The organism is Demequina rhizosphaerae (assembly GCF_000971255.1).
GTDB lineage: Bacteria > Actinomycetota > Actinomycetes > Actinomycetales > Demequinaceae > Demequina > Demequina rhizosphaerae.
Map to the genome: position 1 here is coordinate 98142 of NZ_BBMC01000002.1, position 14430 is coordinate 112571.

13 protein-coding genes are annotated in these 14430 nt (G+C 70.8%); 5 read left to right on the forward strand and 8 right to left on the reverse strand.

The genetic code is table 11. The features are described 5' to 3' along the window. Positions 1-44 precede the first annotated feature (44 nt). Together AOM07_RS14845 and AOM07_RS00545 are read right to left on the reverse strand one after the other, a co-directional pair. On the reverse strand, positions 45-764 hold the full coding sequence (locus AOM07_RS14845) for a TY-Chap2 family putative peptide chaperone (protein WP_062310200.1): 720 nt from the start codon (positions 762-764) through the stop codon (positions 45-47). After that, on the reverse strand, positions 761-2242 hold the full coding sequence (locus tag AOM07_RS00545; RefSeq protein ID WP_062310202.1) for an ADP-ribosylglycohydrolase family protein: 1482 nt from the start codon (positions 2240-2242) through the stop codon (positions 761-763). The genes AOM07_RS14845 and AOM07_RS00545 overlap by 4 nt, the downstream gene beginning before the upstream one ends. A 77-nt stretch (positions 2243-2319) precedes the next feature. Here AOM07_RS00545 and AOM07_RS00550 point away from each other — a divergent pair, with 77 nt between their 5' ends. From AOM07_RS00550 to AOM07_RS15055, 3 genes are read left to right on the forward strand one after another with little or no spacing between them, the layout of a single operon-like run. After that, complete coding sequence (locus AOM07_RS00550; RefSeq protein WP_156171731.1) at positions 2320-2979, forward strand: NUDIX hydrolase; 660 nt, start codon at positions 2320-2322, stop codon at positions 2977-2979. Further along, on the forward strand, positions 2976-3977 hold the full coding sequence (locus AOM07_RS14330; protein ID WP_084829988.1) for a 5' nucleotidase, NT5C type: 1002 nt from the start codon (positions 2976-2978) through the stop codon (positions 3975-3977). The genes AOM07_RS00550 and AOM07_RS14330 overlap by 4 nt, the downstream gene beginning before the upstream one ends. Further along, positions 3974-5173, forward strand: a complete 1200-nt coding sequence (locus AOM07_RS15055) for an N-formylglutamate amidohydrolase (RefSeq protein ID WP_187329744.1) — start codon at positions 3974-3976, stop codon at positions 5171-5173. The genes AOM07_RS14330 and AOM07_RS15055 overlap by 4 nt, the downstream gene beginning before the upstream one ends. A gap of 56 nt (positions 5174-5229) precedes the next feature. Here the strand turns inward: AOM07_RS15055 and AOM07_RS00565 are convergent, their stop codons facing one another. Together AOM07_RS00565 and AOM07_RS00570 are read right to left on the reverse strand one after the other, a co-directional pair. Next, positions 5230-6570: a vWA domain-containing protein gene (locus AOM07_RS00565; RefSeq protein ID WP_062310209.1), complete on the reverse strand. Its 1341-nt coding sequence runs from the start codon at positions 6568-6570 to the stop codon at positions 5230-5232. 42 nt (positions 6571-6612) lie between these two features. Further along, positions 6613-7185, reverse strand: coding sequence for a protein-tyrosine phosphatase family protein (locus AOM07_RS00570; RefSeq protein WP_062310213.1), 573 nt, complete (start codon positions 7183-7185; stop codon positions 6613-6615). Between the two features lie 193 nt (positions 7186-7378). Here AOM07_RS00570 and AOM07_RS00575 point away from each other — a divergent pair, with 193 nt between their 5' ends. Next, the gene (locus AOM07_RS00575; RefSeq protein ID WP_169748101.1) at positions 7379-8035 is read left to right on the forward strand and encodes an RNA polymerase sigma factor; all 657 of its coding nucleotides are present in this window, start codon (positions 7379-7381) and stop codon (positions 8033-8035) included. Positions 8036-8059: 24 nt separating this feature from the next. Here AOM07_RS00575 and AOM07_RS00580 read toward each other — a convergent pair whose 3' ends face one another. From AOM07_RS00580 to AOM07_RS00590, 3 genes are read right to left on the reverse strand one after another with little or no spacing between them, the layout of a single operon-like run. Beyond that, positions 8060-8917 carry a GIY-YIG nuclease family protein gene (locus AOM07_RS00580; protein ID WP_062310219.1) on the reverse strand — a complete coding sequence of 286 codons (858 nt, stop codon included), beginning with the start codon at positions 8915-8917 and terminating at the stop codon, positions 8060-8062. A gap of 23 nt (positions 8918-8940) precedes the next feature. After that, positions 8941-9450, reverse strand: coding sequence for an HNH endonuclease (locus AOM07_RS00585; protein WP_062310222.1), 510 nt, complete (start codon positions 9448-9450; stop codon positions 8941-8943). After that, positions 9447-11549 (reverse strand): nuclease-related domain-containing DEAD/DEAH box helicase, encoded by a 2103-nt coding sequence (locus AOM07_RS00590; protein WP_062310226.1) that lies wholly within the window; start codon positions 11547-11549, stop codon positions 9447-9449. The genes AOM07_RS00585 and AOM07_RS00590 overlap by 4 nt, the downstream gene beginning before the upstream one ends. Before the next feature lie 303 nt (positions 11550-11852). On the opposite strand from AOM07_RS00590, the gene AOM07_RS00595 reads away from it, so the two are divergent. Beyond that, the gene (locus AOM07_RS00595) at positions 11853-12830 is read left to right on the forward strand and encodes a zinc-binding dehydrogenase (RefSeq protein WP_062310228.1); all 978 of its coding nucleotides are present in this window, start codon (positions 11853-11855) and stop codon (positions 12828-12830) included. Between the two features lie 49 nt (positions 12831-12879). Here AOM07_RS00595 and AOM07_RS00600 read toward each other — a convergent pair whose 3' ends face one another. Next, positions 12880-14394: a sulfatase family protein gene (locus tag AOM07_RS00600; RefSeq protein WP_062310231.1), complete on the reverse strand. Its 1515-nt coding sequence runs from the start codon at positions 14392-14394 to the stop codon at positions 12880-12882. Positions 14395-14430: the final 36 nt, after the last annotated feature.

Consider the following 14430-nt stretch of genomic DNA (forward strand, 5'->3'; position numbering starts at 1 on the left):
GTAGCGCAGCGGTCCGACAGGGAGCCGTCGGCCTCGCGGTGTCGTCATAGCCTCATATGGGATCCAAGCGCCCAGACGACGGCCTGGGCGATGTCCGACCCGCTCGCCCGATGCGCTGCGAACAAGTCGCGCGATGCGGTCGCCAGGTGGACACGCCCGTGAAGGTCGAACAAGCCCACGACCTCGAGATCGCGCATCAGCAACCACGCGTGCGCAGGCGCCTTGTTGTACAGGGCGTCGTGGGCCGCATCGATAGCCCATTGCTCGCGAAGCTGTGGGATCGACGGCCAACCGCGCACAGGCGACAGCCACGCTCCTCCGTGGACCACGGACGGGTCTTCGGGCCGCTCGCCCCGCACGGTCCACGAATGCCGCGAATTCACCATCGTGCCGAGGACGTATGCGATCGCACGGTAACCGATAGTCTCGCGCGTCGTCGGCGGGAATCGGCCGGGGCCGCCGATGCCATGCTCAGCCTCGACGGCCTTCAGGACAGCGTGCGGGCTCGCAACCTCGAGGAGCTCTGTGGGTGTGACAGCGAAGTCATCGTGCCCGAGAATCCTGATCCCCGACACGCGTGAGAACCCGATCCGCAGCTCGCTCACGTCGGGCCACGAGACCACCTCGATGAAGGTGCCGAGCTCGTCATGCGCGAGCTCGCGGATCCGCAGGCGGGAGTGGCGCCGGCACAGCTCCGACGCCACCCACCACAGTTGCGCGTCGACGAACCGGTCGGCCGCACGGAACACCGTGGTGCCGCTCATGACCTCACCTCCGCGAGGTACGCACGGAAGGCGCGGTTCGGGTCGGCCGCGGGCAGCGCCGCCGCGACCTCCGCGAGCGCCCGCCCCGGCTCGACACCGAGGTGCCGCGCCGCGTAGAGAGCGGCCACCGTAGGCGTTCGCGAATGCGCGGCGACGCAATGGAGGTACACGTGCTTGCCTTCGGCGCGCAGCGCGGCCACCGTGTCGGCCGCCTCCTCGAGCACGAATCCCAGGTGCTCGTTCGCACCCGGCGCAGCATCGTCGATGAGCCACACCTCCGCGACGTCCGCCCGGCCGATACGCGCCGGAACCTCGAGGGCACCGAGCCGGCACAGCGACACGACCGCATCGATGTCCGCGGGCAGATGCGCGAGGTGGTGGACGCCTCCCATCAGCACACCATCGTCGTGCGGGTGGACCGCGAAGGCGTCGCGCTCGGGCCAGCCCGAATAGTCGACCCGGTCCCCCACGAGCCACCCTCGCGAGTCGGGCACACCGCCGCGGACGGCGAGCACCGCGAGCCGCGTCAGGTCCCCCGCCCGCAGCCCGGGGTGCCCGTGGAGCAGTCGCTGCCAGCCGACCGGGATGGCGGAGACGCCGACCAGGGCACCCGCGAGCGCGCCGGCGATCGCGGCGACGGTGTCCGTGTCGTTGTGGATCCGGATCGCCTCCTCGATGGTCCGGCGGAACGCGGCGGGCGTGTGCGTCGCGGGATCGTCGAGGACGATGCCGCCCGCGCGGATCGCGGCGTACGCGGCCTGGACGGCATGGACGACCCAGCCGTTGTGCTGGAACAGGTCGGGGTCGGCACCGTCGGCCGTTGCGAGCAACGCACCCCACCGCTCGCGGCGTGCCGCCGGGAGCGCGGCCAGCGCGTCGTCCAGGCGCACCCTCCCGTCGCGCACGGCGAGGTGGACGAGCACGCTCCACAGGGCGGCGCCGTCGCGGGCGTCGTCCTCGAAGTGCGTCAACCCGGCGATGGCGTCGGCGGCCTCGGCGACGCGAGCGGCGCCGTGCGCCTCGCCCAGGTACGCGAGCCCGACCGGAGCCGTCCGCATGACCGAGCCGTTGCCGCCACTGCGGCCGGCCACCTCGTGGACCCGACGCGCCGACGCAGCGGCAGCCACCGCATCGTCCCCCCGCATGCCGGAGAACACCTGGGACGTCTGGACGCCGACGTCCTTGGCGCCGCGCGCCCACGCGCTCCAGTCGCGGACGATGCGATCCTGCGCCTCTGCGCCGGCGAGGTCCAGCCCGGCTGCGGCGGCACGGAGGATGGGGACCGCCATGGAGGTGTCGTCGGTCCACTCGCCCGGTGACCAGGTGTGGCTGCCGGTCATGTCGGCGGTGGTGCCCGAGAGGGTGAGGTGCGGGCGAGCGGGCCCGAACTCGTACGGCGCGCCGATCGCGTCGCCGACGGCGGAGCCCACGATGGCGCCGGCGGCGCGGTGGGCGATGGAGCTGGTGATCGTCGTCATGGTGGTCCCCCTCGGTTACCTTTGGCGCAATTCTGCGTCAATTGACAAGTTAGCGCAACAATGCGACATTTATTTCTGTGACCAGCTACCGCGACTCCTCCGGCAGGGCCCTCACCGACTACCCGCGCCCGTCCGTCGCCGTCGACACCGCGGTGCTCACCGTGGTCGACGGCGCGCTGTGCGTGGTGCTCGTCGCGGACGGCCGCGACGGCGCCAACGGGACGATGCGCCTGCCGGGCACCTTCCTCCACGCCGGCGAGGTCCTGGCGGACGCGGTGCGGCGCTCGCTCGCGGACAAGGCGGGCGTATCAGGGCTCACGCCGGTGCAGTTGCACGTGTTCGACGCGCTCGACCGCGACTCCCGCGGGTGGGTGCTCTCGGTGGCGCACCTGGTGGCGGTGCCCGCTCCGCTGCTGGGCTCGGCCGCGCTGGTGCCGGTCGCGGAGGTCGGTCCGCTGGCGTACGACCACGCCTCGATCCTCAAGCTCGCCGTCGCGCGGCTGCGCGCGGACTACGCGGAGCACCCCGACCCGTGGGGGATGCTCGGCGGCCGGCCGTTCACGCTGCTCGAACTCGAGCGCCTGCATCGGGCCGTGGACCCTGAGCGGCCGGGCGGCAAGGACACCTTCCGCCGGCTCATGGAGCCGCAACTCGTCGACACGGGCACGGTCGGCCGCGGCACGGTCGGCAAGCCGGCACGACTCTTCACCCACCGCGACGCCAAGGAGGCGCGATGACCGACAAGAAGATTCTCTACATCGACCTGGACAACACGTTGGTCGACTTCTCGGCGCGGCTCGAGGGGATCTACCCCGACGTGCTCGCGCAGTACGTCGATGCGAACGGCCAGCCCAACTACGACGAGATCCCCGGAGTGTTCGCGCTGATGCCGCCGATGCCGGGCGCGATAGAGGCGTTCAAGGAGTTGGCAGAGCTCTTCGACGTCTACATCCTCTCGACGGCGCCGTGGGAGAACCCGTCCGCATGGCAGCACAAGATCGAGTGGGTGCATCTGCACCTGGGACGCGGCCCCGAGTCACCCGCCTACAAGCGGCTCATCCTCAGCCACCACAAGAACCTCAATGAGGGCGACTTCCTGATCGACGATCGCCGCGACCACAACGGTGCCGGCGACTTCGTCGGCGAGCTGATCTGGTTCGGTCAGGGCGAGTTCGAGACCTGGTCACAGGTGGTCGACTACCTGCGCCCGCTGGCGAACACGCCTCGAGCGCTCCGGTCCGGAGACACGTCGCGCCGGTACTTCGACGTCAGCGCCGCTCTCATGCGCCTCACGTCGCGCAGCAGCGAGCTCGACACCGTTCCGCCCGGCGCGGACCACCGCAGGACCGCGCCGCAACCGCCCGAGGGAGCCGGCGCATCGTCCGACGACGCGTTCGCGAATGCCATGGACGCGCTCGAGGCATCCGAGGCCTACCCCATGCTGTCGCCCGAGCACCGCGCTGCGGCGCAGCGTGCACTGCAGGAGTTCAAGCGGGCCGCAGCGGAGTCGGGGACGACGCTCGAGGGGAGCGAGCACGCGGCCGTCGCCGACCGCCTGGCCGCATACCTCGCGGTCGACTGGAGCCAGATCGACGTGGTCGAGGTGCGTTACCGCGATGGCTCCACCGAGGTGGTCGACCTCCGCGGCGACCAGAGAGGCACCGACCGTCTCTACGGCGTCATGGCGTTCCGGGTCATCGAGGCGCGCGACGGCGAGGACGGTGAAACCGAGTGATCGTCCTCCACGTCCCTCACGCCTCCCGCACGATCCCGTCCGACGTGCGTACCGGCATCGTCCTGTCGGACGCCGACCTCACGCACGAGCTCGAGATGATGACCGACTCCCTCACCGACGTCATCGCGTCGCGTGCCGCCGAGGCTGCGGGCCTCGAGGTGCAGGTGGTCGCCGCGCCGGTGTCGCGCCTGGTGGTCGATGTCGAGCGCTTCACCGACGGCTCGGAGCCCATGGAGACAGTCGGCATGGGCCCCGTCTACACGCGCACCCACGACCAGCGCACGCTGCGCGACGCCGTGGACCCGACGCTGCTCGACCGCTACTTCCACCCGCACGCCCAGGCTGTCGAGGACGCCGTGACCGAGGCGCTCGAAACCCACGGCCGCGCGGTGGTGATCGACGTGCACTCGTACCCCACGCGTCGTCTCCCCTACGAGATGGCGGCGGACGATGCGCCGCGCCCGGAGGTCTGCCTGGGCACCGATGCGGCGCACACTCCGCCGTGGCTGCTCGACGCGGCGAGCTCCGCATTCGGCGGCTTCGAGATCGGTCTCGACTCGCCGTTCGCCGGCACGTACGTGCCGCTGTCGCGGTACGGGGACGATGCGCGGGTCTCCTCGATCATGATCGAGATCCGGCGCGACCGGTACATGGACGAGGTGGCAATGACGGCGCACGATGGGATGGATGCCGTGATCGGGGCGCTCGCCGACCTGTACCGGCGCGCCGCCACGCCAGGCCCCTTCGGGCTGGTGGACCGCGCCCGCGAGCTCGCGATCGAGGCGCACGCCGGCCAGGTCGACAAGGCCGGGCTGACCTACTGGACGCACCCGGCGCGCGTCGCGGGCCACGTGCGCCGCCTCTACCCGGACGCGCCGGCGGCGGCAGTCGCCGCCGCCTGGCTGCACGACGTGGTTGAAGACACTGACTGGACGGTGGACGGCCTGCTCGCGGCGGGCTTCCCCCGCGAGGTGGTCGAGGCGGTCGTCGCGCTCAGCCGGACAGACGAAGTCGAACCGGATGTCTACTACGCGAGGATCCGCGAACTCGGCGGCATCGCGCTGATGGTCAAGCACGCGGACATCGCGGACAACACCGACGAGGCACGGCTGGCGAAGCTCGACCCCGAGCTGGCGAGCCGTCTGCGCGAGAAGTACGCGCATGCGCGGGACGTCCTGGGCCTCCCTGCCGCATAGGCAGCAACCCGTGCCGCGCATCGTCCCCCAGCGACGATGCGCGGCACGGGCCGTTCTCACGCGGCGCCAGAGCTCGGCGAGCCGCTCGCGGACGCGCCGCCCGACGCCGGCGGCTCCTGCACCTCGCCGCCCTGGGCGCGGCCCGTGAAGCCGCGCGACTTGCGCATGCGGTCCGAGGACAGCCGGCGTGACGTCGCCTCGGCACCCCGCGTGGTCAGGCTGTCCATCGACTCCGCGAACCACGCGGCCTCGTCGGCGAGCATGTCGCTTTTGGGCGCCGAGGACAGCGTCGCCGACATCGACCCGATGACGGACGCGGCGCCCGCGATGTCGCCCGCCCGCAGGTACCCCTCTGCCTCGCGCTTCGACCTCTGCGCGCTGAGCAGCAGCTTCTCCTGCTCGACGCGCGGGTCCGGCACGCGGCCGCGCGCGACGTCCGCGGGCACCACGTTGACCGACACCGGCACGGTGACCGTGTGCTGGTCGAGCGTCGCCAGCTCGACGTACGAGATCGCGAGGTCCGCCACCTGCGCGAGGCCGAGCGCGGGCATCCCCGGCACGTCGAACGCGACGGTGACGCGCCTCGTCTCCCCCGCGTAGAGGTCGCCGAGCTCGACCAGGATCCCGCCCTCGACCGCCTGCTGCGGCAGGCCGTCGTTGAGGACGGTGACGCCGGAGACGTCCTCGGACGGGGTGACGAGCAGGCTCGCCGCCTGGACGGTCTTGGACAGCAGCCCGTCGATCTCGCCCGCGACCGCGACGGCCGCGGCCTCGGCGTGCTCGGCGAACGCGTGGTTGCCGAGCCCGGCGCCGGCCATCTCGGTGAGGATGACCTCGTCGTAGCCGAGCCCGATGCCGATGGTCGACGTCGAGATCGCCTGCTTCGACGCCTTGCCCGCCACCGAGGCGAGCTTGACCGGGTCGGTGATGCCGGTATTCGCGTGACCGTCCGACAGCAGGATGATGGTCGCGCCGGCCTCCGTGCAGACCCGGCGGGCCTCCTGGAGGCCGCGCAGGTAGCCCGAGCTGAGGTCGGTCATGCCGCCCGGCTCGACGGTCGCGATGTCGTGGCGGATCCGGGCGCGACCCAGGTCGCCGACAAGGCCCGCCGGCACGACCACCTGGGCCTGCGAGTCGAAGGTGACGAGCCCGAAGCGGTCGTCGTCGGACAGCCGGTCGACCAGGGACAGCAGCGCCTCCTTGGCGTGGTCGAGGCGGTCGCCGGCCATGGAGCCGGAGCGGTCGAGGACCACGATCGCGGTGTGGGCGGGTCGGAGCTCTGCGCTGTTGTTGTCGGCGTCCGGCGCGGCGGGCGCCTCGAGCTCGAGCATGACGGTGACGGTGTCGTCGGCCTCGAGCGCGGCGACGTCCACGTCGAGGATGGCGTTGATGTGCATGATCTCTTCCTTGTCTTCTTGGTTCTTCAGGTGGGTGGGCGGTCAGGCGGCGACGGGGTCGCCGGAGGACGGGGTGGACGATGCGTCGGTGGCCTCGAGGCCGAGCGCGGCCGCCGCATCGTTCATCAGCCAGTCGACGAAGCGGTCGTTGACGAGTGCGACCTCGGCGCGGCGCTCGCGGATGCGGCGGATGGCCTCCTCGGGCGTCCAGCCGTCGAGCATGAGGACAATCGCCATGACGAGGCCCGAGCGATTGAGACCCGCCTGGCAGCGGACGAGGACGCGGTCGCCGGAGGTCCAGCGCTCGTGGGCCCAGCGGGCGACTCGGATCACCCGGTGGATGTCCTCGCCGTGGAGCGCCGAGTCCGGGAAGCCGAAGCGGAGCTCCTCGACGCCCCACTCGGCGGGCGGCGCCCACGCGAACAGGGTGGCGACGGCGTCGTAGCCCTCGGTGTCGGGGTCGCAGCCGGCGGCGGGGCCGCGGCTCCCCCACGGCGAGCTGTCCCAGCGCTCGTCCGCGGTGCCGCCCTGGAACAGGCGGGGCAGGACCTGGGTGTGGAGCTCGGTGGGCTCCTGGTCGGCGGACACCCAGCGCGGTGCGTACATCTCGTTCATTGCGGTTCCCCTCGGTCGGGAGGGCCGGACCCGGCGGGTTCCTGTTGCCCTCTGACCTGATGACGGGAAATCGGGCGAGGTGTTAACAACGAGTCTTGAACGCTCCCTGCGGACGCCTGTCGACGGCACGATGCACGGCACGCAGCAGTCCGGCTTCGGTGCCGATGTCGGTGGCCGGGTCTACGTTGTTCGCATGATCGACAGCGACCAGCTCGAGCGGCTCCGCGGGATCGCGCTGCGCACCGCCAGAGGCATCCTGAACGACGCACAGCGCGCGGACGACGTCGCGCAAGACGTGATGGTGCGACTGCTCGAGGAGGGCCTCGATGACCTCGCCAACCCCGATGGCTATGTCGCTCGGATGGCGAAGTTCGCGTCCATCGATCAGCTGCGCGCACGCAAGAAGGAGTGGGTCGCGGTCGAGGAGGACCTCGAGTGGATCGAGGGGATCGCGGATGCACAGCCCGGACCCTCGTCGGTCGCCGCTCGCCCTGAGTTCTTCCGGCTGCTGCTCGCGCCGCTGTCCGAGAAGCAGCGCTTCGTCTTCCTCGCCGCCCTCGACGGGGTGCCGAATGCGGAGATCGCGGAACGCTTCGGCTACGCCGACGCCCGCTCGGCTGCTGTGACGCTGACCCGTATTCGTCAGTTGATCCGTGCACCCTTCGAGCAGGACGAGCTCAAGGACCTCTTCGTCGCCGGCGCGATGCCGGCAGGACTGCACGCGGCTGCCGCGCGTGCCACCATCGACCTTGAGGTACCCGAGCCCGTCTCGCCCGGGCTCAGCGCCCGTGCATCGTCACTCGCCAGCGAGATTCGAGAGGCGCTCGCGGCATCCGCTCCGAATCGCTGAACCTGCGACCCGCGCGAACGCCGGTCAGTTGCGGTTGTAGCCGAACCTACGTGTCATCAGCGTCATCTTGAAATGGTTCTCTGCCTCGTCGACCACGTCTGGGGTGGTGTTCGATCCGAAGACCCGGAGGAGACTCCAAGTGAAATGGCCAGCGTGCTCGGGATCGGTCTCCAAAGCGTCTCGCAACGCCACGTTGCCGCCGTGCCCGGTGTCCGCGTACGCGCGCCATCGCCCAAGGATGCGCTCGCTACCGTCTGCCTTGCCGACGTACAGCTGCCCCGACTTTGAGTCGGCGATCAGGTAGATGCCCTGCACCGCGCCGAGTGCGGTGCGCCATGAGGCATAGCGCGACTCGTTGACGACCTCCTGGAGTTGCGCATAGGTCAACGCCACGCGGTCGAACCCGGGGAATGCGACGGCCTCCGGATCTGAGATCTCCACCACTGCGAATTCGGCAGCGCGCGCACCTCGCTTGGCCCAGTTGATGGTGTCCGCCGACCACTCAAGGACGAGGCGCCCTGCCAACGAGACAAGCAGGTCCGACGCCACAAGGTCGTAGTGGCGATGTGTCTCGGTGCGCTCCGCACCGACTTCACCGCGATTCTCGAATGCGCCGTAGAACCGCGACCGGCGTTGTCCATCCGCGACAAAGACCAGCCACCAGCGTGCAGGGTGTCTTGGGAACTTGGCGCCCTTGACCAACTGGCGTCGTGTGTACGCGAGCACCTTTGCAGGGGTGAGGTCGCTGTGGGACGCGAGTCCCTCTTCTTTGAAGGTGTGTCGAATGACCAAAACGTCCTCGAGATCGAGGCCTGTGGCGCCGAGGATTGCGCCGAGCCCCAAGGACCCATGCCAGCCTGAGTCGTGGATGTCGTCAGCCATGCCGACACCCTAGGCGACCGGCGCTACTGCGCACGCCTGCGTGATCGCGTCCGCTCCCGTGCCGCCACATCGTCCTCGGTCATCACCGCATAGACACGCACGTCCTCGTCAGCCGGGAAGTACGCACGCCGGCGCTTCTCGAGCGCCAACACGTACCACCACGGCGGCGTCATGTCCCGCTTGCGCCGGTTGTGGTCTTTGCAGAGTGCCTGACCGTTGCTCACCACCGTCGGGCCGCCCTTGGAGTGAGGGAACACGTGGTCGGCCTCGGCGGCCACGGCCGGACAGCGGCCCCACCCGAAGAGGAGCCCACCCTCGCATCGTCCACCTGCGCGCTCAAGCACCGTCGCCCGGGCGCCGTACTTGAAACCGCGCCACGGGTCGCGCCTGCGCGTCGACGGACCCCGCCCCGGCATGGGGAACGAGGTGACGGTCGAGACGATCGCGAGCGGGATGAGCCACGGGAGCAGGGGTCGCAGCGCGCCGAAGAGGCCACTGAGCAACGGCCCGACCAGATCGACCTCGCCGGTCATCCCACTACTCCGAGCCACAGCCCGTCCCGCGCCCGCGTCGCACCTACGAACAGCTCGCGCCGCTCGAGCTCCCATCGCTCCCGCTCGGCACCATCCACCGGAGGTTCCCCGAGCCCGATCTGCGCCTCCTTGAGGTACGGCATCAGCACCTGCTTGAACTCGAGGCCCTTCGCGCGCTTGATCGTCCCCACCTTCACCGCGTCCACCGCGGAGCCGTCGTAGGACTCGAGCTCGACCACCGGGCACCCGACGGCCTTGAGCGCGTCCCGCGCCTGCCGCGCCGCCCACGTGGAGACACAGAGCACGGCGACATCGCCCAACCCGGTCCCGATCGCGGTCACGGCCTCCCGCACCCGCGATACCAGGAGCCGGTCGTGCTCGCGGCGGCTCGCACATCGTGCCACCTCAGGGACCGGACCGTGCCGCGGCACGTCCGCCGGGCGCTCGCCGCGCGCCACCTCGCCCTCGATGTCGGCGTACTCGCTGCCGGCGATCACGTCGTGCGCGAAGCTCAGAATCTCCGAGGTGTTGCGGTAGTTGACGTCCATGACCACGCCACGACCGACCACCGAGATGCCAGCCTCGGCCAAGGTGTAGCCGCCCGGATAGATCGACTGCTGCCCGTCGCCGATGAGCGTGAGCCCGTCCGGCACATCGCCCACGAGCGAGTGAAGCATCCGCACCATCGCGCACGAGAGGTCCTGTGCCTCGTCGATCACGACGGCGACGTAGGGCTCGTCGAGAGGCTTGCGCTTGAGCTCGGCCTCCGCGAGCAGGATCACGTCGGCGAAGTCGTGGATCCGCGAAGCCCGTAGGCGGTTGTCGTAGTCCCGGTACAGCGACCACACCGCCTCACGCTGTCCTAGCGACAGCCGGTGCGTGCGCCCGGTGCGCGGCAGATCCGCGTACTCGTGGAACTGCGTGATGCCGCGCCCCTTGAGGATGTGGTCGATCTCGTCCTTCCAGTACCGATGCGTCAGCCCATTGGTGCGGAGCGGACTGTCCTTCGGCACCGCGGCCCACGCCTCGTTGAACAGCCCGTCGGCGAGCCTGCCGTCGACGCGGCATGCGACTCCGCGGTCGGCAAGAAGGTCGAGCGCGAACCGATGCACGCCGGTGAAGTGGACGCGGTCGACCACGTCGGGCGCCATGCGACCGAGAGACTGCCGCATCACCGCGGGAAGCGTGCGCACGAAGGTGGCGAACAGGATCCGCCCCGATCGGGTGCGCGCAAGATACGCGGCACGATGCAGACCCACCACGGTCTTGCCCGTGCCGGCGGCACCGCGGATGCGGCTGGGCCCGCTGAAGCTGCGCCGGACCAGCTTCGCCTGGTTGGGGTGGAGGAAGCTCATCCACTCCTCGATGGGCTGCGCGAGGATGCCCTCGAGCAGCGCAGATTCGACGGCGGACTCCGAGATGAGCTCCTCCGGCTCGGGGGACGATGCGGCTGGCACGACCGGCGCGGGCAGTGTCGGGGCCGGCGCGGGCAGTGTCGGGGCCGGCTCGGGCGCGGCGTTGACCTGCGGCAGCAGCGACAGGGAGCGACCGAGCACGACGTCGACCTGCGACTCCGTGAGCCTGTTCCCGCGAGCGGCGATGTAGCGGAGGATGTCCTTCTCCCCCACCACATCGACGGGGCCGACCTTCTCTCCGATCCCACCGTGGCCGGCGAGCACGGCGACGGCGTGCACCTCCCCGGGTGCGAGGCCGACCTCCGCGAGGTCGCCCTCGATGGTGTCGGCGAGGTCGGCGAGGGCCATCAGATCCTCGGTGACGTCCTCGTCGCCGCGGTGGATGCGCCCGGAACGCATCGACACGTCCTTCCACGCCTTGGTGTCGACGATGAAGACGCCCTGCGGGCCGATCGCGACGAGGTCGACCTGCGCTCGCCTGCTTCCCGGCCACTTGCGTTCGGCGAGGAAGTGCACGCCGACGGCGGCGAGCGGCGCCAGCACCTGCATCGTGCGCTTCTCCGTGACCGCGGCAATGCCGTACTTGGCGGCGTTGGCACGGGCCTCCGCGGCGGCCGCGGAGTACTGCTCGGCGAGCGCGGCCTGGCGCATCGCCTCGGCCTCGGCGGACTGACCTGCTGTCATGAGCGAACCCCCTGGCAGGAGGCTAGCGCCTGGGTGCCGAAACCAGTCGGTGTCCCGTCCGTGTCCCGAACGCGGCAGAGCTCGCCGCAATCTCGAACCCGTCCAGCGCATCGCCAAGGGAGAGCGAGGTCGTCGGAGTCACGGCGACAAGACTCGCGCGCCAAGGCGGCCGTACCGCAGTCGCGTCACCGCGTGACGGAATGAACCACTCGTTCCCGCGCGTTGACGCACCCCGGCACCCGGCGCGGCGCACCGCACCACGGCGACGCCCACGCACCCCACCTCCCACAAGGAAGGCCCACCATGAAGGCATTGATCCACCCCGAGTTCGGCAACCCCGCCCAGGTCCTCACCGTCGAGGAGATCCCCACCCCCCAGCCCGGCCGGGGCGAGGTCCGCGTGCGCCTCACCCTGTCCCCCATCCACAACCACGACCTGCTCACCGTGAGCGGCGACTACGGCTTCACGCCCGAGCTCCCCGCGCCCGCCGGCACCGAGGCCGTCGGCGTGGTCGACGCGCTCGGCGAGGGCGTCACGCACCTCGAGGTCGGCCAGCGTGTGGCGGTTGGCGGCGTGTTCGGCGTGTGGGCCGAGCAGTTCGTCGCCAACGCCGCCGCCCTCATCCCAATGCCCGACTCCATCCCGGACGAGGCCGCCGCGCAGCTGATCGCGATGCCGTTCTCCGCGATCAGCCTCCTGGACTCGCTCGACCTCGCCGCGGGCGACTGGATGATTCAGAACGCCGCGAACGGCGCCGTCGGCCGCCTCGTCGCGCAGCTCGCCGGCGCCCGCGGCATCAACGTGGTCGGCCTGGTCCGCCGCGAGGCCGGCATCGCCGAGCTCGCCGCCCAGGGCATCGAGCGCATCGTCGCCACCGACACCGACGGCTGGCAGGAGCGCGTCGCGGCGCTCACCGGCGGCGCGCCGCTCAAGGTCGGCATCGACTCGGTCGGCGGCCAGGCCAGCGGCGACGTCCTGTCGCAGCTCGCCGAGAACGGCACGCTCGTGATCTTCGGCGCGATGGCCTCGCCGACCATGGAGATCGGCTCGGGCGACGTCATCTTCAAGCAGGCCACCATCCGCGGCTTCTGGGGCTCCAAGGTCAGCGCCGCCATGTCGGACGCGGACCGGGGCCGCCTCATGGGTGAGCTTCTCGCCCGCCTGTCCGACGGCACCATCACCCTGCCCGTCGAGGCGACCGTCGCGTTCGCCGACATCGCCGACGCGGTCCGCGCCCACTACACGCCCGGCCGCGCCGGGAAGGTCATGCTCAAGCCCTGACAATCGCGGGACGATGCGGCGGCCGGGTTCACGCCCGGCCGCCGCGTCCTCAGCGCCACCCGCGAGGATTCTCCGCCATCTCCGCATCGCGCCTCTCGAGCTCCGCCGCGAGCGCGGCCGCGACCTCCGGGTGGCGATCGATCACGTCGTAGGACTCGCTCGGGTCGGCCTCGAGGTCGAACAGCCAGGGCCCCTGCTGGGTCACCGACACGTCGGACGAGCCGCTCGCGACATCCACGTAGGGCTGCTGCGTGTAGTACTTGTAGCGGCCGTCGCTCACCGCGAGGAGCCGTTCCCCCGCGTAGAAGTAGTAGTGCTCCCCCGCCCGCTCGGAGACTCCGGCGAGCAGCGGCGCCATGCTCACCCCGTCGAGCGTGCGATCGACGGGCGCGGCGATGTCGAGCCAGTCCATGAGCGTGGGCAGGATGTCCGTGCCCATCGCCATCGTGTCGAGCGTCCGCCCGCCGTCGAGACCGTCGGGCCAGTGCACGAGGAACGGCACCAGCATCCCGCCCTCGTACACCTCGCCCTTGCGTCCGCGGTGGTCGCCGGCGTCGCCCTGGTACCAGGGGCCGTTGTCGCTGGTCACCATGATGATGGTGCTGTCGAGCTGGCCCGTCGCCGCGAGCGCGTCGACGATGCGGCCGATGCCGTCGTCGAGACCCTCCACGACGTCGCCATAGAGGCCCGCGTCCGATCGCCCCTCGTTCTCCTCCGCGGCGAACAGCGGCTCGTGCGGGAAGTTGTGGGCGAAGTAGAGGAAGAACGGGTCGTCGCCGTCCGCGGCGTCGCCGATGAAGGCGACCGCCTCGTCCGTGTAGAGCGCGTCCAGCCCGGTCTGGTCGACGGTCTCGAGGACGACCTCGTCGTCGCGGTAGATCTGGAACGGGCTCATGTCGTTGGAGTACAGCGAGCCCAGGAAGGTGTCGAAGCCGAAGTCGTTCGGCAGCGACCCCGCGGTGTCGCCCAGGTGCCACTTGCCGATCATCCCGGTCGCGTAGCCGGCCGCCTCGAGCACCTCGGGCATGGTGATCTCGTCCTGGCTCAGCCCGGAGACGCCCGCGGCCTCGTTGATCGCGGCGTACGGGCTGTCGCTCGGGAACAGCACGTCCGGGACGCCCGCGCGCGGCGCGAGACGCCCCGTGAGCAGCGCGGCCCGCGACGGCGTGCACACCGCGGACGGCGCATGGAAGTTGGTGAGGACGATGCCGTCCTCGGCGAGGGCGTCCAGGTGCGGCGTCGCGATGGGAGTGTCGGCCATGAACCCCAGGTCGCCGTGGCCGAGGTCGTCGTAGTAGACGAGCAAGATGTTCGGGGCGTCGCCCGCGACCGGCGACGCGCGCAGCCCGTCGAGGTACGCGTCCTTCGCGTACTCGTGATCGGTGGGGGTGGCCGATGCGTCGGTCGCGTCACCCTCGTCGCCGAGGTGGACGTACGCGAGCCCGCCGACGACCACGACGCCCGGCACCGCCAGCCCGAGGCCCATCCCGACCCGCGCGACGCGGCGGCTCGCGGCCGTGCTCGCGGCCTCGTCCGACGGCGCGGACGGCGGTGGTGACGACATCGATGTCAGGCCTTCCTGCCGCGTCGGCTCGGTGAT

Coding starts and splice junctions, on each gene's coding strand:
- AOM07_RS14845 (WP_062310200.1), bottom strand. CDS start 764: ATGAGCGGCACCACGGTGTTCCGTGCGGCCGACCGGTTCGTCGACGCG.
- AOM07_RS00545 (WP_062310202.1), bottom strand. CDS start 2,242: ATGACGACGATCACCAGCTCCATCGCCCACCGCGCCGCCGGCGCCATC.
- AOM07_RS14330 (WP_084829988.1), top strand. CDS start 2,976: ATGACCGACAAGAAGATTCTCTACATCGACCTGGACAACACGTTGGTC.
- AOM07_RS00565 (WP_062310209.1), bottom strand. CDS start 6,570: ATGCACATCAACGCCATCCTCGACGTGGACGTCGCCGCGCTCGAGGCC.
- AOM07_RS00570 (WP_062310213.1), bottom strand. CDS start 7,185: ATGAACGAGATGTACGCACCGCGCTGGGTGTCCGCCGACCAGGAGCCC.
- AOM07_RS00575 (WP_169748101.1), top strand. CDS start 7,379: ATGATCGACAGCGACCAGCTCGAGCGGCTCCGCGGGATCGCGCTGCGC.
- AOM07_RS00580 (WP_062310219.1), bottom strand. CDS start 8,917: ATGGCTGACGACATCCACGACTCAGGCTGGCATGGGTCCTTGGGGCTC.
- AOM07_RS00585 (WP_062310222.1), bottom strand. CDS start 9,450: ATGACCGGCGAGGTCGATCTGGTCGGGCCGTTGCTCAGTGGCCTCTTC.
- AOM07_RS00590 (WP_062310226.1), bottom strand. CDS start 11,549: ATGACAGCAGGTCAGTCCGCCGAGGCCGAGGCGATGCGCCAGGCCGCG.
- AOM07_RS00595 (WP_062310228.1), top strand. CDS start 11,853: ATGAAGGCATTGATCCACCCCGAGTTCGGCAACCCCGCCCAGGTCCTC.
- AOM07_RS00600 (WP_062310231.1), bottom strand. CDS start 14,394: ATGTCGTCACCACCGCCGTCCGCGCCGTCGGACGAGGCCGCGAGCACG.